Source organism: Streptacidiphilus anmyonensis, assembly GCF_000787855.1.
Classification (GTDB): domain Bacteria; phylum Actinomycetota; class Actinomycetes; order Streptomycetales; family Streptomycetaceae; genus Streptacidiphilus; species Streptacidiphilus anmyonensis.
On the sequence record NZ_BBPQ01000034.1, the window covers coordinates 48,017 to 66,558 of the forward strand.

The 18,542-nt window shown below is 71.8% G+C and carries 19 protein-coding genes; 6 read left to right on the forward strand and 13 right to left on the reverse strand.

The window, feature by feature from the left end; all coding sequences use genetic code 11:
• The first annotated feature begins 90 nt into the window (after positions 1-90).
• Entirely contained in the window at positions 91-1,290 is a 1,200-nt protein-coding gene (locus TR50_RS25470) for a mannosyltransferase family protein (protein ID WP_201776875.1), read from the forward strand.
• Here TR50_RS25470 and TR50_RS25475 read toward each other — a convergent pair.
• From TR50_RS25475 to TR50_RS25510, 8 genes are all read right to left on the reverse strand, one after another.
• A complete protein-coding gene (locus TR50_RS25475) occupies positions 1,257-2,735 on the reverse strand; it encodes a hypothetical protein (RefSeq protein WP_063775145.1) in 1,479 nt (492 codons plus the stop codon). The two genes, TR50_RS25470 and TR50_RS25475, sit on opposite strands and share 34 nt — an antisense overlap.
• A 219-nt stretch (positions 2,736-2,954) precedes the next feature.
• Positions 2,955-3,593: a LutC/YkgG family protein gene (locus TR50_RS25480; RefSeq protein WP_042426438.1), complete on the reverse strand. Its 639-nt coding sequence runs from the start codon at positions 3,591-3,593 to the stop codon at positions 2,955-2,957.
• On the reverse strand, positions 3,590-5,107 hold the full coding sequence (locus tag TR50_RS25485; protein WP_042426442.1) for a lactate utilization protein B: 1,518 nt from the start codon (positions 5,105-5,107) through the stop codon (positions 3,590-3,592). The genes TR50_RS25480 and TR50_RS25485 overlap by 4 nt, the downstream gene beginning before the upstream one ends.
• Positions 5,104-5,874, reverse strand: a complete 771-nt coding sequence (locus TR50_RS25490; protein ID WP_042426444.1) for a (Fe-S)-binding protein — start codon at positions 5,872-5,874, stop codon at positions 5,104-5,106. The genes TR50_RS25485 and TR50_RS25490 overlap by 4 nt, the downstream gene beginning before the upstream one ends.
• Before the next feature lie 132 nt (positions 5,875-6,006).
• Entirely contained in the window at positions 6,007-6,246 is a 240-nt protein-coding gene (locus tag TR50_RS25495; protein ID WP_042426546.1) for a DUF6296 family protein, read from the reverse strand.
• Positions 6,247-6,329: 83 nt separating this feature from the next.
• On the reverse strand, positions 6,330-6,776 hold the full coding sequence (locus TR50_RS25500) for a hypothetical protein (protein WP_042426446.1): 447 nt from the start codon (positions 6,774-6,776) through the stop codon (positions 6,330-6,332).
• 262 nt (positions 6,777-7,038) lie between these two features.
• Positions 7,039-7,659: a universal stress protein gene (locus tag TR50_RS25505; RefSeq protein WP_042426549.1), complete on the reverse strand. Its 621-nt coding sequence runs from the start codon at positions 7,657-7,659 to the stop codon at positions 7,039-7,041.
• Between the two features lie 133 nt (positions 7,660-7,792).
• A complete protein-coding gene (locus TR50_RS25510; protein ID WP_042426448.1) occupies positions 7,793-9,418 on the reverse strand; it encodes an ABC transporter substrate-binding protein in 1,626 nt (541 codons plus the stop codon).
• Between the two features lie 341 nt (positions 9,419-9,759).
• On the opposite strand from TR50_RS25510, the gene TR50_RS45800 reads away from it, so the two are divergent.
• From TR50_RS45800 to TR50_RS25530, 4 genes are all read left to right on the forward strand, one after another.
• Positions 9,760-11,124, forward strand: coding sequence for a DUF2637 domain-containing protein (locus TR50_RS45800; protein ID WP_042426449.1), 1,365 nt, complete (start codon positions 9,760-9,762; stop codon positions 11,122-11,124).
• Positions 11,125-11,166: 42 nt separating this feature from the next.
• On the forward strand, positions 11,167-11,817 hold the full coding sequence (locus TR50_RS25520; protein WP_042426450.1) for a Bax inhibitor-1/YccA family protein: 651 nt from the start codon (positions 11,167-11,169) through the stop codon (positions 11,815-11,817).
• Positions 11,818-12,252: 435 nt separating this feature from the next.
• Positions 12,253-12,600 carry a hypothetical protein gene (locus TR50_RS25525; RefSeq protein WP_042426452.1) on the forward strand — a complete coding sequence of 116 codons (348 nt, stop codon included), beginning with the start codon at positions 12,253-12,255 and terminating at the stop codon, positions 12,598-12,600.
• Positions 12,601-12,738: 138 nt separating this feature from the next.
• Entirely contained in the window at positions 12,739-13,308 is a 570-nt protein-coding gene (locus TR50_RS25530) for a hemerythrin domain-containing protein (RefSeq protein ID WP_236654587.1), read from the forward strand.
• 125 nt (positions 13,309-13,433) lie between these two features.
• Here the strand turns inward: TR50_RS25530 and TR50_RS25535 are convergent, their stop codons facing one another.
• The 3 genes from TR50_RS25535 to TR50_RS25545 all read right to left on the reverse strand — a co-directional run bounded on the left by TR50_RS25535 (position 13,434) and on the right by TR50_RS25545 (position 16,371).
• Positions 13,434-13,748 (reverse strand): hypothetical protein, encoded by a 315-nt coding sequence (locus TR50_RS25535; protein WP_042426454.1) that lies wholly within the window; start codon positions 13,746-13,748, stop codon positions 13,434-13,436.
• Between the two features lie 129 nt (positions 13,749-13,877).
• Positions 13,878-15,785 (reverse strand): alkaline phosphatase family protein, encoded by a 1,908-nt coding sequence (locus TR50_RS42935; protein ID WP_052441318.1) that lies wholly within the window; start codon positions 15,783-15,785, stop codon positions 13,878-13,880.
• Positions 15,786-15,951: 166 nt separating this feature from the next.
• On the reverse strand, positions 15,952-16,371 hold the full coding sequence (locus tag TR50_RS25545) for a DUF302 domain-containing protein (protein WP_042426463.1): 420 nt from the start codon (positions 16,369-16,371) through the stop codon (positions 15,952-15,954).
• Between the two features lie 123 nt (positions 16,372-16,494).
• Here TR50_RS25545 and TR50_RS25550 point away from each other — a divergent pair, with 123 nt between their 5' ends.
• A complete protein-coding gene (locus TR50_RS25550) occupies positions 16,495-17,337 on the forward strand; it encodes an SAM-dependent methyltransferase (RefSeq protein ID WP_084700965.1) in 843 nt (280 codons plus the stop codon).
• 85 nt (positions 17,338-17,422) lie between these two features.
• On the opposite strand, the gene TR50_RS25555 is transcribed toward TR50_RS25550, so the two are convergent.
• On the reverse strand, positions 17,423-17,953 hold the full coding sequence (locus tag TR50_RS25555) for a hypothetical protein (RefSeq protein WP_201776876.1): 531 nt from the start codon (positions 17,951-17,953) through the stop codon (positions 17,423-17,425).
• A 121-nt stretch (positions 17,954-18,074) separates the two neighbouring features.
• Positions 18,075-18,275 (reverse strand): hypothetical protein, encoded by a 201-nt coding sequence (locus TR50_RS25560; RefSeq protein ID WP_152648624.1) that lies wholly within the window; start codon positions 18,273-18,275, stop codon positions 18,075-18,077.
• Positions 18,276-18,542 lie beyond the last annotated feature (267 nt).

An 18,542-nucleotide genomic window follows, 5' to 3' on the forward strand; every position in this document is an offset into this window, starting at 1 on the left:
ACGCGCTTCCCCGCCGAAGCGCTTCCCGTCGTCGCGCGGACCTCGCGCCGCGTACGTAGCGTCGAAGCGTGCGCGACGCGCGAGACGTGGGTGCGACGTGCGAGACATGGTGAGAGGAGCAGGGAACTGTCCGGTCTGATACGCGCCGCCGACCTGGAGCGCCCCTCCAGGCTGGGGGCCCGGCTCGGCGCCCGCCTGGGCGCGCGCCGTCGACCCGTCGCGCTCGCGGTCGGCGGCTACCTGCTCGTGAGGATCACCGGCGTGCTCGTCCTGTGGCTCTGGGGCGCCGCGCACCACCGGAGCCTCGCGCACCTGCTGGGCCACGAGTGGGACTCGGTCCTCTACGTCGGCATCATCGAGCACGGCTACGACCACGGGTCCCCGCTGCTCAGCAACATGGCGTTCTTCCCGCTCTTCCCGATGTCGGCGCGCGCCCTGACGCTGGTCTCCCCGCTGAGCGCGGCAGGAGCGGCGGTCGTGGTCGCCTGGATCGCGGGCCTCGTCGCCGCCTGGGGCCTGTACGCGGTCGGCAACCTGCTGTACGACCAACGCACCGGGATCGTGCTCGCGGTGCTGTGGGGCGTGCTCCCGCACGCGCTCATCGAGTCGATGGCCTACAGCGAGAGCCTGCTGACGGCGCTGGCCGTGTGGACGCTGTACTGCGTCCTCTCCGAGCGCTGGCTCGCCGCCGGTGTGCTCTGCCTGTTCGCGGGGCTGTCCCGACCGAACGCCGTGGCCCTCGTGCCCGTGGTGTGCCTGGCCGCCCTGCTGGCGATCGTGCGCCGCCGGGGCGGCTGGCAGGCGTGGGCGGCCGTGCTGCTGGCGCCGCTCGGCTGGCTGGGCTACCTCGGCTGGGTCGGGCTCCGGATGCACCGCCTGGACGGCTGGTTCCACATCCAGAAGGCCGGCTGGGGGTCGGCCTTCGACGGCGGCGGCTACACCCTGAGCGAACTCCACACGATCCTGGTCAGACCCGTCCCACTGGACCTCTACCTGGTCACCCTGGTCCTCGGGCTGGCGGTCGTGCTGTTCGTGCTCGGCGTCCTGGACCGACAGCCCTGGCCCCTGCTGCTGTTCAGCGCGCTGCTGCTGGTCCTGGCGCTCGGCGGTTCCGGGTACTACAACGCCAAGGCCCGCTTCTTGATCGCCGCCTTCCCGCTGCTGCTGAAGCCCGCCGTCTCGCTCGCCCGCGCGCGCACCTGCACGGCCGTGGTCGTCCTCGGGTTCCTGACCGTCGTCTCCGCCTACCTGGGCGGCTATCTGCTGCTGGTCTGGACCCACTCCCCGTGAGTGGCCTCCCCGCGAGCCGCCTCACTGTGGGGGCCTGCGGGGGCCAGGTACACGAGGTAGTTCGTGCGGCCGTCGCGGGCGGTGACCGCGTGCCGGGCCCAGCGGCGGGCGTAGGCGGGTACGGCCTCACCCGGATAGAGCAACAGGGCCGTCGGCTGCCGCGGGGCCTCGCGCAGCAGCTGCGCCGTGGTGACATCGGCGTCGTTGCCGCTGGTCTCGACCGCGCGGCAGCCCGTGTAGTAGCCCAGCGGCTCGGCGTCCTCGCCGGTGAGCAGACAGTCGCCGGTCAGCCCCAGCCGCGCGAACTGCGGGACGGCGTAGGGCTGGTCCGCCCGTGAGGCGACCGTGTAGGAGACCTCCTGCGTCAGCTGCTGGTACTGCCCGGCCACCTGCACCGCCAGGGCGATGCCCAGGGCGGCCGTCGTCCAGCGCCGTCGGCGCGGCGAGCCCGTCGTGACCAGCCGGGCGAGCAGGCCCGCCGCCGGGACGAGGAGCAGCGCGTAGGCGGGGAGGAGGAAACGCGGCGCCGAGTAGTCGATCAGGAACAGGTACGGCACGGCCACGGTGAAGCCGCACAGCGCCGGGAGCAGCGCCGCGCCCAGCCGTCCGGCCCGCCGCTCGACCAGGACCCCGCCCACCACCAGGACCGGCAGCAGCAGCCACCACGCGGCCAGCTCCAGCGGCTTGTGGTTCCAGCCCACGTCGCACGGCCGGCACAGGATCGGGCCGTCGACCGAGCGCAGCGCGTCCCCCACCGCCCAGTGCAGGCCCAGACCGCCCTCGTTCAGGCTGGACAGGTGCAGGCGCTCGCCGATGCCGCCGAACCTGGCGTACGCCTCGGCGATCCACTCGGCCGTCCCGGCGAGCAGGCCGCCGACCACCGCGAGCAGCAACGTCAGCCGTCGGCGGTACAGGGCCAGGCCGAGCAACGGCAGCGCGAGGAACAGGGCGTCGCTCGGCCGCATCAGCGCGGCGACGGCGAGCGCCCCCGCCACTCCGAGCAGCGGGCGGCGCGCGGCCGGGCGGCGCAGGGCGTCGAGGAAGCAGCCGACGGCGGCGAGCCCGCCCAGGGCGATCCAGAGGTTGGGCATCGCCTGCGGCCCGTAGTACTCGGTGACCCACAGGGTCGCGAACAGCGCCCCGGCCAGTGCGAGCACCCGCGTGTCCCGCACCCGGCGCCAGGCCAGCAGCGCGAGGAAGAGCCCGAGAGCCGACAGCAGCGACAGGTACACCCGCAGGGCCACCGTCGAATGGGTGACGGCGGCCAGTGGTGCGACCACCAGGGTGATCCCGCGCGAGCGCGGCGCGCTGAAGAACTCCGCGGGCACATGCCCGGAGACCTGGCTGACGTAGATGGTCTCGTCCCAGCCGAGGCCCATCGAGGGCGTCACGAAGGCCAGCTGCGAGACCGCGTACAGGGCCGCGACCAGGGCGAGCCAGAACACCGAGCTGCCGCCGGGCAGCCGGGATCGCAGCGCGCGCAGCGGCGCGGTGCCGGGCGCGGCCGACGCGCGCGTGGACGTGGCGGTGATGGGTGGGCCTCCTTGTGCGTACCGGCTGCACCCCTGTGCACTTTGAGCACTCTACGGCGGCAGTGTGTCCGCTTCAGCTTGGGAGATCCTGTATGCCCCCTGGGCGATGTCCCCTGGGCGGGGCGCCTTGGGTCACGCCAGCAGGACGACGTCGAGCGTGCGCGGTCCGTGCACGCCCTCGACGCGGTCCAGTTCGATGTCGCTGGTCGCGGACGGGCCGGAGATCCAGGTGAGCGGCCTGGTCGGATCGAGGCGCGGCAGCGCCTGCGGCAGGGAGGCGACCACCTGACGAGCGGTGTCGACGACGCAGACGTGGTGGTCGGGGACGAGCGTGAGGACCCGGCGGCCCTGGCCGGGCCCGGCGTCGAGCACCAGGGTGCCCGTCTCGGCGATCGCCAGCCGACAGCCGGTCACCACGCTGTCGACGCCGTCGAGCCGCTGCGCCGTCAGCGGCGCCTCGGCGTCGTCCGGAACCCGTTCGACCCCGTCCGCCTGAGCGAGCCAGCTCGCGGGGAGTCCGGGCGGGACGGCGACGCTGCGGGAGCCGTGATCGGCGAGCAGGCGCGCCAGCAGGCCGGGGAGCTCGGGCTCCGTGCAGCGGTGGACGTGGGCGCGGTAGTCGGCGAGGTTCCCGGCCAGCAGGTCGACGACGGCGGCGTGGTCGTCGACCGGGACGTGCGCGACGCGGTAGTCGCGGACCACCGGCTCCGGCTCGGGCGCGGCGGCGAGGGCGGCCCGGATGCGGTCGAGGATGGCGTCGCGGCTGGTCACGGGGTCGACTCCGGAGTCGTCGGCGGCTGCGGCGTGGTCGGAGGTTGCGACGTGCCAGTGGACTGCGGCGCGGCCGGTGGCTCGGCGCGGTGGCGCTTCCACCAGGTGCGGAAGGGCTCGGCGGGCAGCCGGGGCAGGTCCCGCGCCTGTGTCCAGGCCCCGGCCGGGCCGAGCGGCAGCGTGCGCGGATGCAGGGCCCGGGTGGCCGAGGCCGTGCGCTCGGCGGCGGCCAGTGCGGCGGGGTGCTCGAACAGCCAGGTGGCGGCCCGCATCGCGGCCCGCTCCGCCGCGTGCCCCGGCTGCGCCGCGACCTGCTCGCGCAGATGGACCAGCACCTCCGGGATGTCGATCGCGACCGGGCAGACCTCGTAGCAGGCCCCGCACAGCGAGGAGGCGAAGGGCAGCGAGGCGTCCACCTCGCTGCCGGTGCCCCGCAGCTGGGGCGTGAGGACGGCGCCGATCGGGCCGGGGTAGGGGGAGCCGTAGGCGTGGCCGCCGGCCCGCTCGTAGACCGGGCACACGTTCAGGCACGCGGAGCAGCGGATGCAGCGCAGCACCTGCCGTCCGATCTCGTCCGCGAGCGTGTCGGTGCGGCCGTTGTCGAGCAGCACGAGGTGGAACGCGCGGGGGCCGTCGCCGTCGGCCGCCCCGCCGGGGCCCAGTCCCGTCCACATGGTCGTGTACGGGTTCATCCGTTCGGCGGTGGAGGAGCGGGGCAGGAACTGGAGGAACACCTCCAGGTCCTGCCAGGTCGGCAGGACCTTCTCGATGCCGACGACGGAGATCAGGGTCTGCGGCAGCGTCAGGCACATCCGGCCGTTGCCCTCGGACTCGACCACGACCAGCGTCCCGGTCTCGGCGATCATGAAGTTGGCGCCGGAGACGGCGACCTTGGCGCGCAGGAACTTCTCCCGCAGGTGCAGGCGGGCCGCCTCGGCCAGATCCGCCGGACGGTCCGTCAGCCCCTCGGGCGCGGGCCGACCCCACCGGGCCATCCGCTCGACGAAGATGTCGCGGATCTCGCCCCGGTTGCGGTGGATGGCCGGCACCAGGATGTGCGAGGGCAGGTCGTCGCCGAGCTGGACGATCAGCTCGGCCAGGTCCGTCTCGTAGGCGGTGACGCCCGCCTCGGCGAGGGCCTCGTTGAGGCCGATCTCCTGCGTGGCCATCGACTTGACCTTGACGACCTCCGACTCCCCGGTGGCGCGCACCAGTTCGGCGACGATCCGGTTGGCCTCCGCCGCGTCGGCCGCCCAGTGGACGGTGCCGCCCGCCGAGGTGACGCGCTCCTCCAACTGGAGCAGGTAGACGTCCAGGTGACGCAGCGTCTGGTCCTTGATGCGCCTGCCCGCCTCGCGCAGCGCCGCCCAGTCGTCCAACTCGCCCACCGCGCGGGCGCGTTTGTCGCGGATCGTGTGCGTGGCCCGGCGCAGGTTGGCCCGCAGCCGGGCGTCCTGGGTCGCTGCCTTGGCGGCCTGGGGGAAGGCGGGCATGCCGAGGTAGGCGCTGCTCATGCCGGGCTCCCGGGGCGCCAGGGGGTCGTCTCGGTGGCGGCGAGGATCTCCGCGAGGTGCACCGTCCGCAGCGGCGCGTGCCGGCGTCGGACCATGCCGTCGAGGTGCAGCAGGCAGGAGTTGTCCGCCCCGCACAGCACCTGCGCGCCGGTCGAGAGCGCGGCCGCGACCTTGTCGGCGCCCATCGCCGCCGACACGTCCGGGTTCTTGACGGCGAAGGTGCCGCCGAAGCCGCAGCACTCCTCCGCGCCCGGCAGCTCGAGCAGTTCCAGGTCCTTCACCGCTCGCAGCAGCGCGAGCGGTCGCGTGCCGAGCCCCAGCACCCGCAGGCCGTGGCAGGAGGGGTGGTAGGTCACCCGGTGCGGGAAGTGCGCGCCCACGTCCGTCACGCCGAGCACGTCGACCAGGAACTCCGTCAGCTCCACCACGCGCGGCGCCAACGAGGCTGCCGCTTCGGCGAGTTCCTCGCCGCGGTCTTCGGCTCGGGCCTTCGCGCCGATGCGGGGGTAGTTGTCCCGCACCATCGCCGCGCAGGAGCCGGACGGGGTGACGACGTAGGGGTACGTCTCGAAGACCCGTGCCATCCGCAGCACCAGCGGCTCCGTCAGGAGCCGGTAGCCGGTGTTGAACTGCGGCTGCCCGCAGCAGCTCTGCTGCTCGGGGAAGTCCACCTCCACGCCCAGCCGCTCCAGCAGCCGCACGGTCGCGATGGCGGCGCGCGGCAGGACCGCGTCGTTGACGCAGGTGGCGAACAAGGCGACGCGCACGGCGGCGGTCCTCCCGGCGGTCGGGCGTGCGGGCGGGGTGGTGAGATGCTGACGTCGGTCCTGGACGATACCGCCCGCGGGCCCCGGTCTCAGCCGACCTCAGCGGACCTCGGACCTCAGGACCTGAGGACCTCAGCCGCCGAGCGGTCGGCAGGAGGCCGGGCGGCGCGGATGCTGGTGGCTGCTGGTGGGGAGCATGCGCGCCTCGCAGTTGTCGTTGATCTCCACCTGGATGATCCCGGTGTCGTCGCGGTAGACGGGGTTCCCACTCGGCCCGATGGCTCCGGTCGGGTGAACGATCACGATGTCGTCCCCGCCGTCCCCGTCGCCGGCGGAGAAGGCGAGCTCGAAGCTGCCGTCCTGGTTGGTCATGACCGTCTCCTCAGCGCCGGCGCCCGCCTGGTGCGGTTCGCCGTCCTCGGACCTGCCGGCCCGTACCACCAGTATCGGGCGGATCAGCTGAGGTAGCCGAGCTTGCGCGCCTTGGTGAGGTGGTTCATCACCGTCTTGCCGTTGCGTCCCGTCGCCTCGGCGAGCATCTTCACCGAGGTCGTGGTGTGGGCGGGCCCGCAGGCCCGGTAGGCGCGGGACAGGGCCCGGAGGTAGTCCTCGGTGATGCTGCCGCGGCCCCCCGCGGTGAAGGCCTGCAGCGCCTCCACGGCCTCGTTGAGCTCCCGGATCGCGTCGCCGACGGCGCGTCCGCTCGACTGCGGCCGGGCGAGCTTGATCTCGCGCAGCACGGTGGAGGAGATGCCCTGCTGGTGGACGCGCTGCCCGCGCGCGTTGGTCAGCGCCTCGGCGCCCTCCGCGGGGGTCACGTGGATCTCCACCGGCAGGTGCGACTCGTCCGACCAGACGCAGCGGATCGCCCATCCGCCGATGACCTGGACCTCTTCGATCATGTCCGGATTCTAGTGCCGCGCTCCTCGGGCTCCGCCGGCCTCCGTCCGGTCACCGGCGGGGCGGGGCTGCCGGGGTCTGGTGGTTCCGGGGTTGCCGCGCGCCTCGCGGCACGGAGGCACCGGGTCCGTGTGGGTGGCGCGCCGGCCCCTGCCGGCCTGGGCCCGGTCGGCGCCCGGTGCCGCGGCGGGGCCCCAGCGCGCCTTCCGGTCGCAGGCGGGGCCACTGGCTTGTTCGCATAGCAGCGCGGAGGAGCAGCGGCTCTCAGTGGGACGCGCCGAGCCCCGACGGGCGCAGGAAGTCCTCGGGCGTGAGGCGGCGCAGCTCGCGGCGGACGGCGCGGGGGAGGGTGGGGGGCTCGGCGGGTGGCGCGACCAGCATCACGGGTCCGTGGGCGCGGGCGAGCGCTCTGCGGCGCACCGCGCCGCGCAGCAGGCGGGCCAGCGGGCGGCGGGCGCCCGCGCCCAGGACGAGGAGGTCGTCCGGGTGCTCGGCGAGCTCGGTCAGCGCGTACGCGGCCGGCCCGCGCACCGCCACGCGCTCCACCCTCACGTCGTCCGGGACGCCGTCGACCTCGCCCGTGGCCGTCTCCGTGAACATCTCCGTGGACGCCCCGGTGAACGCCTCCGCGAAGGCCGCGCTCAGCCGCTCGATGGCGGCCCGCTCCCAGATCCGCACCAGATCCGGGTCCGGCGCGAGCCGGTACGCGGCTTCGCCGCCGGGCGGCTCCCATGCCAGCACCGCGACCAGCACGCGTCCGCTCCGCCGGGCCTCCGCGGCGGCCATCCGCAGCGCCGCGGCGCTGCCTGCGGAGCCCGTCACGCCGACGACGACCCGTGCGGGCCTGACGAGCGAGGGGAGTGCGGTCCGTTCCGTGTCCTTCATGACCACCAGTCTTCGCCGGGTCGACCCTCGGCGACAGTGGCAGTAATGACGCTGTGCGGTGAAATCCTGCCAGGGCCTCGCGGGCTCTGCCTCACGGCGCGCCCGCGTCGGCCCCTGCCGCTGCGCCCTCGCCTCAGGAGGTGGTGTTCTTGCCGATCATCCACCAGCGCTGGATGCCCGAACTGTCCATCGTCAGCGGCACGCCGCTCACGTCCGCCTGGGTGGCGGCGAACTGGCTGCTCTCCCAGAGGGGGACCAGCGGCACGTCCGTGGCGACGTCCTTCTGGATCTCCGCGTAGTCGCTCTTGCCGTCCTCGCGGTTGGTGTGCGCCAGGCCCTTGGAGATGAGGGCGGCCGGGGCCGCGTAACCGTTGAAGACGGTGTTGTGGAGGCCGACGAGCGGGTTGATGTAGTCGTCGATGTCGAGGTAGTCGGAGTACCAGGTCAGCGAGTAGGCGTCGAAGGTCGGCTTCTTCAGGATCGCGTTCGAGAGCTTGGCGTAGGTCACGTAGTCGTGCAGGGTGACCTTGAAGAGGCCGTCGGCCTCCAACTGCTGCTTGATCAGGGTGGATTCCCGCTGGATGGCCTGGTCGCCCTTGCTGTAGAACGCGAAGGTGAAGGGCACCGGAAGCGACACCCCGGCCTTCTTGAGCTGCTCGCGGACCGCGGCCGCGTTCATCGGCTGCCGGCCGTAGACGGAGAAGGTGCCGGTCGCGTTCGTGATGCCGCTCGGGACGATCGTGTAGGCCGCGGTGACGGTGTGGTCGAAGGCCTTGTCGACGATCGTGTCACGGTCGATCAGCTCCGCCACCGCCCGCCGCACCGCCGTCTTCGTGAAGACGCCGGAGGCGGTGTTGAGGGCCAGCATGTGGATGCCGCCGCCGGGGCCGGAGTCGACCTGGAGGCCGGTGCCCAGCTGCTGGTTCTGCTGCATCTGGACGACGTCGGAGGCGTTGAGGTCCGCGATGACCGCGTCGACCTCGTGGTCGTCCAGCGCCTTCTTGGTGCCGGTCTGGTCCGCGTAGTATCTGAGGTCGATCCCCGAGTTGCGCGGATCCGTCGCGGAGCCCTTGTAGTTCGGGTTCAGGGAGAGCTTGACCTCGCTCGGGAGCTTGTCGGCCCCGGAGCCGGTGAAGGCGACCGAGTCGATCTTGTAGCGGCCGGAGCCGATGACGCCGGTGTCGTCCGTCGCGGCCTCCTTGTCGGCCGGGATCGTCTTCGGGTCGATGATCGAGGCGGCGCCGGAGCAGAGCCGGGCCGGCATCGTCGCGTCGGGGTACTTCAGGTGGAAGACGACCGTGTTCTCGCCCTGCGTCTCCACGGACTTGATGCTGGTGCTCAGGATCGCCACCGGCCCGTTCGGGTCGTTGATCTTGATGACGCGGTCGATGGAGTACTTGACCGCCGCGGCGTTGAGCGGGTCGCCGTTGGAGAACGTCATGTTCGGGCGCAGCACGCACTTGTACGTCTCGTCGCTGGCGTCGGTGTAGCCGCACGACTGGGCCGCGTCCTCCTGCGGGACGTTCGACCCCGGACGGTAGCTCATCAGGCCCTGGTAGACGTTGTAGTAGACGGTCCACGCGCCGTTGTCATAGGCCTGGGCCGGGTCGAGGGTGGAGTAGGGGTTGGCCGAACCCACCTTGATGACGACGTTCGGGGCGCCCGCAACCGGGCCGGTCGAGTCCGAGGAGCCGCACGCGGTGGTCACCGCGAGCAGGCCTATGCAGCCACTGAGAGCCGCCAGCCGCTTGACTGACATACTGTTACGTACCTCCGTGTCCCGTGCGGAGCTGCCGAACCGACACCACAGTGGGGGGTGTCGGCCCCTCGCGCAGACCGCGAAGGCGCTAGCCTCCCATACCGGTGGCATGCACATGCAAGCACCCCCCCTTCGACCTGGTCTTTCTCCCCTCGTCTCCGGGTGGTCACCCGGACGGCCACCAGAATTCCCGGAGGGCCCGTCCTGGACGTGACGGGCGTGTGTGAAGCTATGGGCTCGAGTCAGGGCGACCACCCGGGCAGACCCACGCGCAGACCACGCGCGGACCTCGCGCGGACCTCGCGCAGACCACACGCAGACCACACGGACAGGGGACGACGATGAACCGGCGCCAGTTGAGCCGCGGCCAGCAGGCGCTGGTGGTGATCGTCGTGGTCGGGACCCTCGTCATCTCCCTCATCGGCTTCGTCGGCTCGTACGACGCGGTGCTGCGGCTGGCCCAGCGCAACGGCTTCGGCTGGTTCTCCTACGTACTGCCGATCGGGATCGACGTCGGCATCACCGTCTTCCTCGCGCTCGACCTGCTGCTCACCTGGATGCGGATCCCGCTCCCGCTGCTGCGCCAGCTCGCCTGGGTGCTGACCGGCGCGACCATCGTCTTCAACGCCGCCTCCGCCTGGCCGCACCCGCTGGCCAGCGGCATGCACGCGGTCGTCCCGCTGCTCTTCGTCGCCTCGATCGAGGCCGCCCGGCACACCGTGGGCCGCCTGGCGCAGATCGAGGCGGGCCGGTTGTTCGAGCGCACCCGCCTGGGCCGTTGGATCTTCGCCCCCGTCGCGACGCTCCGCCTCTTCCGCCGCCGCGTGCTGTGGGAGCTGCGCTCCTACGAGGAGGCCCTGGAGCACGAGCGCCGACGCCTCGTCTACCGCGCCCGGCTGCGCGCCGTCTACGGGCGGATGTGGCGCTACCGCGCCCCGGTGGACCTGATCCTGCTGCTCAAGCTGGCGAACCTGGGCGAGATCCTGCCCGAGTTCAAGCTCGACGCCGTGCCGGCCCTGCCCGCGACGACCCCGGCCGCGCTCCCCGCGCCCGCCCTGGACGACGCCGCGAGGGCGCTGCTGACCGAGTCCCCGACCGAGTCCGTCGATCCCGCGGACGCTGCCGCGGACGGCCCCGCGGCCGTCGGCGAGGCCGCTGCCGAGCAGGCCACCGCCGCCGAGCAGGCCACCGCTGCCGAGCAGGCGGCCGCAGCCCCGGAGCAGGCCGCCGCGGTACCCGCGCAGGCCGTCGCCGAACCCGCTCAGCCTCCGGCCGAGGGGGACGCCCCGCCCGCACCGCCGGCGGACGCCACCGCGCCGGTACCGACGCAGGCGCCCGTACCGGTGTCCGCGCCGGTGCCGGTGCCGATGTCCGCGCCCGCCCCCGTGCCGGTGCCCGCGCCTGCGCATGCCCCGGAGGCGGCGGCAGCAGCCGAGTCGACCGCCGTGGTGGCCCACGTCCGTCCCGCGCGACCCGTCCAGGGCACCGCCGTGGACCGGTACCGCGCCGCGTTCGTCGACTACACCCACCGACACGGCGCGTTCCCCGACGGCGACCAACTCGCCACCTGGCTCCTGGAGCAGTACGGCGTCACCGGCCGTTCCGGCGATACGCTGAGCGCCGGACACCTGCGCCGCTACCTGCCCGGCTTCAAGGAGGAGTGGGAGACCGGCCGACACGCGGCCGTGAACGCGGGCGGCGCCTGACCGCCTTGTGGATTTCCTCCGGCAGCTGGGTACAGGAGGATCATGTACGACACGACAGCCGCGCGCCGGGGCTACGGAATCTCGACGAACACCCTGTTCGCGCGCACCATGACCTACGTCGCGGCCACCGCCGGCCTGTTCGCGCTCGGCGCCTACGTCGGCCGCAACCTCGCCCACGCGGCGGGCCTCATCGCCTTCGTCGGCGCGTTCGTGTGCCTGTTCGCCATGCGGTTCGCCGCCACCCGCTCCCGCGAGGCGACGGTCGCGCTGCTCGGCGCGTTCGGCCTGCTCATGGGCATCGCCATCTCCCCGACGCTGGTCTACTACGCCACGGCAGACCCGCAGGCCCTGTGGCAGGCCGGCGGCGCGACCGCGCTGTTCATCGCGGCGCTGGGCTCGATCGGCTACGCCACCGACCGCGACCTCTCCGGCCTGGCCCGGATGAGCTTCTGGGCGCTGCTGGCCCTGCTGCTCTTCGGCATCGTGGCGATCTTCGTGCGGATCCCGCACAGCTCGCTCATCTACAGCGTGCTCGGCCTGGTCATCTTCGCCGGGTTCACGCTCTTCGACTTCCAGCGTCTGCGGCGCTCGCAGGACATCGCCTCGGCGCCCCTGCTCGCCGCGTCGATCTTCCTGGACGTCCTCAACGTGTTCCTCTTCTTCCTCAGCATCTTCGGCGGCAGGCGGGACTAGGAGCTCAACCTGCACCCGCAGTTCTCCGGCGGCCCGCGCTGGAAGCATGAACAGAGCCTCTTGCAACTTGTCCCGAGCCCAACCCTCGCCGCAGCACGGACAGGTGAATTCAGCCTCCCACTGCCTCCACCGGGGCTCGGTGGCGTGGACGCGCACGGATCACACGCTGAGCGCTACAGCCACGATGCCTGGAGACAGTCGCTCTCGTTCGCGCACACGGACGGCGGCATTCGCCGGCCCCGAGAGACCTGGGACGTCGCGATACCGCACCCAGGGCCGGTGCCGGCCGCGTGCCCGCGACCGAAGCGAAGCCGGTGTTCTACGAGGCACGGCCCCTTCGGATGCAAGTCATGGACAGCTTCCTCCCACAGCCCAAGATCGGCCGGAGAGAACCCAGGGGCTCAGCAAGCGTGATCAGTCAGTACAGTCGCGTCCATGGTGAAACCGGTGCTGCGGGCGATCGAGTGGGACGGGACGACGTGGGACGACCCGTCCGACGACCAGCTGCACGATCTCCTCGCCGACATGAGCTTGACCTGGAGGTTTGTCGTGGTCGAGCGACTCGACCTCGAACCGGCAGGTCAGCACTACATGCAGGTCCATCTCAACGACGATCTCAGCTACCAGGTCGAATACCGCGAAGGCGGCCCGGACAAGCACTTTCACGCCCACGTGCCGCGCACGCACGAGGCGTTCGCCGTGGAGCCCGTGGCCGAGGTGCTTCAGTGCTGGGCCCGGGGCGGGCCGGACTGGCGTGAGGCGCTTCCCTGGGCTCCGTACTAGCCAGGACGCCGATTCTTACGGCGCGACGCCCGTAGCGTCTGTGTTGGTCGACGTTTGGCCGCAGGGTGCGACCAACGCGCCAGCGCGCCAGAGGAAACGGCGTCCGAGGGTGGGCGTGGTTCTGCTGGAGCGCGTCGCGTGATTGGATTGCGGCAGCATCGCGTGCCGGTGGCGGACTGCGCCAGGCATGGAGGTGTGGAACCGAAGGGACCGCCATCCGTGGCTTCCCGCGACGGCGACCGTGGAGTCGCCTTGAGTCTGCAGCTCTCCCAAGCACATCAAGAACTGCGTCGCCAGATCAACGAGATCAGGACCGGTCTCGGACACCGCCGGCTGAGCGACGACGACGCGCTGGTCACCCATTGCCTGGCGTTCTGTGCCGCGCTGACGTCGCACCATCAGGGCGAGGACGACGGGATGTTCTCCCGACTGCTGCGCGAACGCCCGGATCTCGCGACGACGGTCGCGAATCTCGTCGAGGATCACGGCATGATCGCCTCGATCCTGTCCCAAGTACGCGAACTCGCCGACAGGGCTGCCGAATCCCGCGGTCCGGCCCTGGAGGCGCTCGGGCGTGAGCTTGACGGACTGGCGGCGATCATGGAGTCACACTTCGGCTACGAGGAGCGGACGATCAGCGAGGCGCTCGACGACGGGGCGCCCGACACCTCCTGGACGGGCAGGGTCTTCCGGTTCGGCACGGCGTGAGCGGCCGGTGTCCCCGAACTCGGGCCGCTGCGGTGCACGATCTGCTGCGGCTTCTGCGCCTCCGGGGCGCCACGACGCCTCCCCGCGGTCCGAGCGCCGCCGGGAGGCGTCTGGCGGACAGGACGTCAGGGTGAGGAGAGGTGGTCGCGGAGGAGGGCGTCGAGGTGGGCGTCGAGCTCCGCCAGGTCCGGCTGCTCGAAGCGGGCCTGTTGCTCGGCCCACTGGGCGTTGTCGCGCTGGCAGGCCGCGACCACGTCGTTCTCGGATGCTCCGGTGAGGCGGGCGATCTGCGCGACGTCCTCGGGGTCCAGGCCGGTGGTGCGCGCCGCGGTGCTCCAGCACCACAGCAGCGCCTCGGGTATGCCCTGGTCGAAGAGGCCGTTGTCGCGTGCTTGCTGTTCGATCCACCGGGTGAATCCGGTCCGCCAGTTGCTGCACATGGGCGCGTCAGTCCCCTTCCGTGACGGCATGGTCGGGGAGTTGCTACCCACGTCGGAGGACGGTGAAGACCCGCCGGTTCCGGTCCGCGTGGCGGACCGGAACCGGCGGGCGGGGCCGTTCCGGTGGGGTCAGCCGCGGCGCGCGGGCTGCCAGATGCCGGTGATCGGCTGGGCGTACAGGTCGTTCTTGGTCAGGCTCGGCAGGTGGAGCGCGGCCTCGACGGTGCGCAGCATGCTGTAGTGGGTGTAACGCACGTCACTGGTCGAGCCCGGGCGGACGCCCTGGGAGCCGAGGACCAGGGTCGGGATGCGCTGGAGCTGCTGCTGGCCGTCGGCGGCGTCCTCGTCCCACGTGAGGATCAGCAGCGAGCGCTGCTTGGTCCAGGCGGGCGAGTTGAAGATCGGCGTGAGGGTGTTCTTCAGCCAGGTGTCGCCGGCGGCGACACCGCAGCCCTCCATGTCGTCGCAGTCGTCCGCGCTGAGCCAGGAGAAGGTCGGCGTGGTGCTGGTCTTCTGCAGGTCCGTGGCGAGCTGCGTCTGCGGCAGCAGGTGGGTCTTGCAGTTGGCCGGGTTGTCCTTGACGTCCTTGAAGAAGTAGAACGGCAGGTCGTCGATGGTGTACGCGCCGTGCGAGGTGGTGTCGCAGGGGCCGGCCGCGTTCTCCATGTAACCGCGCCAGCTGCCGCCGGCCTTGGTGACCAGGTCGCCGATGTTCGGCGCGTCGACGGTGCTGGTGAACGGCGTGTTGTCGTTGACGTCGAAGAGGCTGCCGCCCGCCAGCGCCACGTAGTTGGGGTCGCTGGGGTGGGTCTCGGCGACGGCGTCGGTCAGGTTGGCGCCCTTGGGGACCAGGCTGTTGATGAACGGCGCGGACTTGTTGCCGATGATGCCGTCGTAGTCCTGGTTCTCCATCATGACGACGAAGACGTGGTCGTAGCCGGGCACGTGCGCGACCGGGGGCTTGACCGGGTGCGGGGCCGGGACCTTCGCGGAGATGTGCAGGGCGAGGTCGTCGACGTAGCCCTGGGCGTGGCCGCTGCGGTCGTGGGGCTGCGGGCCGGTGATCGTCATCACCGTGCGGACCTTGCGGGTGCCGCGCGGCAGCTTGCCGACGGCCTGCTCGGGCAGCAGCTCGGTGGCGAAGCCGCGCATCTCGCGGGTGACCGGGCCGAGCGTGGCGTGGCCGAGGACCTTGCCGTGCGCGTCGAGGAAGTAGCTGGTGACCGTGGACTCGTCGCTGATCGCGCCGGACCCGCCCAGGTAGCCGGTCAGGTTGTAGGTCACGTCGCCGCGGTCGATGCGGTGGGCCGCGGCCGACACGTCGGCGGTCTGGGCGCCGGTGCTGACGCCGCCGCCACCGCCGGAGAAGACGTTGTGGCCCCGGTTCGCCGGGCCGGGCGTAGTGGCGGTCGGGAAGTCGGTGATCCCCTCGCCGCCCTTGGCCCCGTAGGCCACCGAGTTCAGCAGGCCGGTGACCTGCCAGCCCGGGACGGTGTTGGTGTCGACGCCGACCATGGTGCCGGCGCCCTGCTCGGCGTCGCCGTTGACGATCAGGTTGGGGCCCGGGCCGACCTTCGGCGCCGGCGGCTCGGGCGTCGGGTTCGGGGTGGGCGCCGGGTTGACGGTGACGGCGATCGGCCCGGACAGCACGGTGTAGCCGTTGTTCGCGAACAGGTAGACCTGGTAGGTCCCCGGCGTCAGCGCGCTGGTGTCGAAGGTGACGCTGCCGCTGGCGGCGGGGGTGTACTGCCAGCTGGTGGAGCCCTGCGTGCCGGGCTTGGCGCCGGGGGCGTAGAGGCCGACCCAGTTGGTGGAGCTGAGGTCCGAAGCCGGAACCGCGTAGGCGAAGCTGACGGTGTCGCCCTTGTAGACCGGACCGGTGGTGGTCTCGGTGAGCGTGGGGGCCGACACGGAGGCGGTGGCCGGAGCGGAGAGCGCGACGGCCTGGAAACCGCCGGCGGCGACGAGCGCGAGGGAGAGCGCGGCGGCCGCAGCGAGGGTGCGGGGCTTGCGAAGTCCGGAAAGTTGTTCAGACATGTTGGCGATCCTGGATGCCCTCACCCTGGTTTCCGGAGGCCGCCGGGTAACGGAAAGCCGACGTCACGCGGAACACTTGGGCTTCTGGCCCGGACCTGAAGTGACCGACGAGTAGCGCGAGTAGTGCGCAGCACGCCGATCGGATCGTGTGCGGTCTTCGTGCGCGTCAGCCGGAGAGTGCGGCCTCGATCAGTGCGCCGACGCCCGACAGAGGGGCCATCAGCTGGGACGGGACCTGGTAGCGCGCCCCGAGGTCGGAGGCGTCCAGGTAGCTCACCCACACCCGCCCCTCGTCGTCGGCGCGGACGAGGGCCTTGAGCGGCAGCTCGATGGCGAGCAGCGGACGCGCCACCATGGCCGGAGTCCCGGCGCGCGGGCTGCCGAAGACGAGCAACCGCGTGTCGTTCATCTCCAGGCCCACCTCGCGTGCCCCGCCGCTGTGGTCGACGACGGCGAAGAGGGTCAGGCCCTTGGCGGCGATCGCGTTCTTCAGGCGCTCGACCGTCTGGTCCACCGGGAACGGGCTGGGGACGCTCACCACTCCGGGGTCGGGCTCTCCGGCGGTCTGGGCCTGGTCGGTCGTCACGGACCCTGTCTACCACCCACCGGCCCCGGACCGGCGCGGGCGCGACCGGAAGTTGCCTGAAAGATCAACGACTTGACTACAATTCGGCCGAGTGGGTTCACCGCCATGAGGGGAGTGCGACGGATGAGTGAGGGCCGGGACGTGGAGCAGGACGCGCCGCTCAGCACTCGGATACGGCAGGACGTGCCGCACAGCGCCCGGATGTACGACTACTTCCTGGGCGGCAAGGACCACTACGCGGTCGACCGCGAGGCGGCCGAGCGGGTCCTCGTGGTCTTCCCGAACATGCGGACCGCGGTGCAGGCGAACCGGGCCTTCATGCGCCGTTCGACCCGGGCGCTGGCGAGGCTCGGCCTGCGGCAGTGGCTGGACATCGGCACCGGCATCCCCACCTCCCCGAACCTGCACGAGGTCGCGCAGTCCGTGGCCCCCGACGCGCGGGTGGTCTACGTCGACAACGACCCCGTCGTGCTCGCCCACTCGCGGGCCCTGATGACCAGCACCCCCGAGGGCCGCACGGCCTACATCCACGGCGACGTGCACGACCCCGAGGCGATCCTGGCCGCCCCGCAACTGGCCCGGACGCTCGACCTCGGACAGCCCGTCGTGCTGTCCATGGTCGCCCTGCTGCACTTCGTCCCGGACATCCGCGAGGCGCGGTCCATCGTGGACCGGCTGTTCACCAAGCTGCCGACGGGCTCCGCGTTGGTGCTCTCGCACGCCACCGCCGAGCTCGACGTCGAGGGCGCGCCGAAGGTCCAGGAGATCTACAACCAGGTGGGGACCACCCTCCAACTCCGCTCCCGCACGGAGTTCGCCACCTTCTTCGAGGGACTGGAGCTCCTGGACCCGGGCATCGTCACCGCCCACCGCTGGCGCCCGGACGACACCGACACCGACCGCCTCCCGGCCGGCGTGACGGACGCCCAGGTCTCCTTCTACGCCGGCGTGGGAGTCAAGCGGTAGTCAGGTCGAAGCCTTGATATCTGACCAGGTCTTGTCCGGCCTGGCTGCTTTGAGGTCACTCTGCGCGGCATAGTCGATGTGTTGCCTATCCGCCCCAGGGATTCGGCCCTTGCCTGAGGACGACGAGCCCGCGTGCCTCGTCGGTGGGCCAGAGGTCGATCCGGTAGAGGAAGTGGCCACCGGGACCGCCGTTCGTGTCAACGGCCGGAGGTCCGGACGGGATGTAGGAGACCCGGGCTCGCAGCAGGCCTGCGGGAACGGTCATGATCGGGCCGTCCTCCGGGTGCACTCCCGGGCTGGAGATGGTGAGTTGACCTGTCGGGGCGGCCAGATCGGCCTCGACGACGTGCTCGGCCGTCGGCTCCGTCGTCGGTCTCGACGCGTGGATGGCGATCAGCGACTCGACCATGTCGTCCCGGGCGGTGCCGACAGAGATGGAGTGGGGTTCCACTCCGATGCGATGGACGTGGACTGCTTCCTCGGTCCAGCCGGCCGGCGGCAGGCCGGGGTCCATCGCGTGTTCGGCCATCCAGGCGTCGTAGGGCTCGACGTCCTGGACATAGAACTGCCCGTGATCGGCATCGATCAGGAACATCAGGGAAGCATCGTCGGCCACGGCCGCAGGTTATGCGGAGCGCGCAGGCTCCGCTGGACCGGGGGCGGTTCCCGGGCCCTCTGCCTGGCCTGGTCGCGGGTAGCCAGGAGCCCGAGCGAGGTCGGACAGCGGTGGCCCGAGGTCAGCGTGTGTGAAAGCCCAGACGCTGCGGGACATCGGCCATCGTGCACATGGCCTCGACCTGCTCTGCCATGCGGGCCAGGGCGTCCTCGAGGGAGGACTGGTCGCTCCGGTCAAAGTGGAGAGTGCGGAGACCGGCATCGAACTCACCCCGAGGCTGGTCGAGGTCGAGGTCGAGGTCGAGGTCGAGGTCGAGGTCCACCAGGGCTTCCACGATCCAACAGGCCGAGGCGACCGTCACACCTGCGGCCCAGCGGGCGCTGCTCGATCTGTAGGGACGGCACCAGCCCGGACCCGTCTCCGAGGGCGAAGGCGATGTAGAGCCGGGTGGTGAAGTCGTCCGGCTGCTTGCGCAGGCGGGCGCCTGAGCGCGTCCGACGGAGCCTCAGGGGCGGACGCGGAGGCGGGTGAGGACGTGGTCGGGGGTGGGGGTGGGGACCGGAGCGTGGTCGGCTGGGGAGGGCAGGGG

Coding starts and splice junctions, on each gene's coding strand:
- TR50_RS25485 (WP_042426442.1), bottom strand. CDS start 5,107: ATGAGCAGCGCCTACCTCGGCATGCCCGCCTTCCCCCAGGCCGCCAAG.
- TR50_RS25495 (WP_042426546.1), bottom strand. CDS start 6,246: ATGACCAACCAGGACGGCAGCTTCGAGCTCGCCTTCTCCGCCGGCGAC.
- TR50_RS25500 (WP_042426446.1), bottom strand. CDS start 6,776: ATGATCGAAGAGGTCCAGGTCATCGGCGGATGGGCGATCCGCTGCGTC.
- TR50_RS25505 (WP_042426549.1), bottom strand. CDS start 7,659: ATGAAGGACACGGAACGGACCGCACTCCCCTCGCTCGTCAGGCCCGCA.
- TR50_RS25510 (WP_042426448.1), bottom strand. CDS start 9,418: ATGTCAGTCAAGCGGCTGGCGGCTCTCAGTGGCTGCATAGGCCTGCTC.
- TR50_RS45800 (WP_042426449.1), top strand. CDS start 9,760: ATGAACCGGCGCCAGTTGAGCCGCGGCCAGCAGGCGCTGGTGGTGATC.
- TR50_RS25520 (WP_042426450.1), top strand. CDS start 11,167: ATGTACGACACGACAGCCGCGCGCCGGGGCTACGGAATCTCGACGAAC.
- TR50_RS25525 (WP_042426452.1), top strand. CDS start 12,253: ATGGTGAAACCGGTGCTGCGGGCGATCGAGTGGGACGGGACGACGTGG.
- TR50_RS25535 (WP_042426454.1), bottom strand. CDS start 13,748: ATGTGCAGCAACTGGCGGACCGGATTCACCCGGTGGATCGAACAGCAA.
- TR50_RS42935 (WP_052441318.1), bottom strand. CDS start 15,785: ATGTCTGAACAACTTTCCGGACTTCGCAAGCCCCGCACCCTCGCTGCG.
- TR50_RS25550 (WP_084700965.1), top strand. CDS start 16,495: ATGAGTGAGGGCCGGGACGTGGAGCAGGACGCGCCGCTCAGCACTCGG.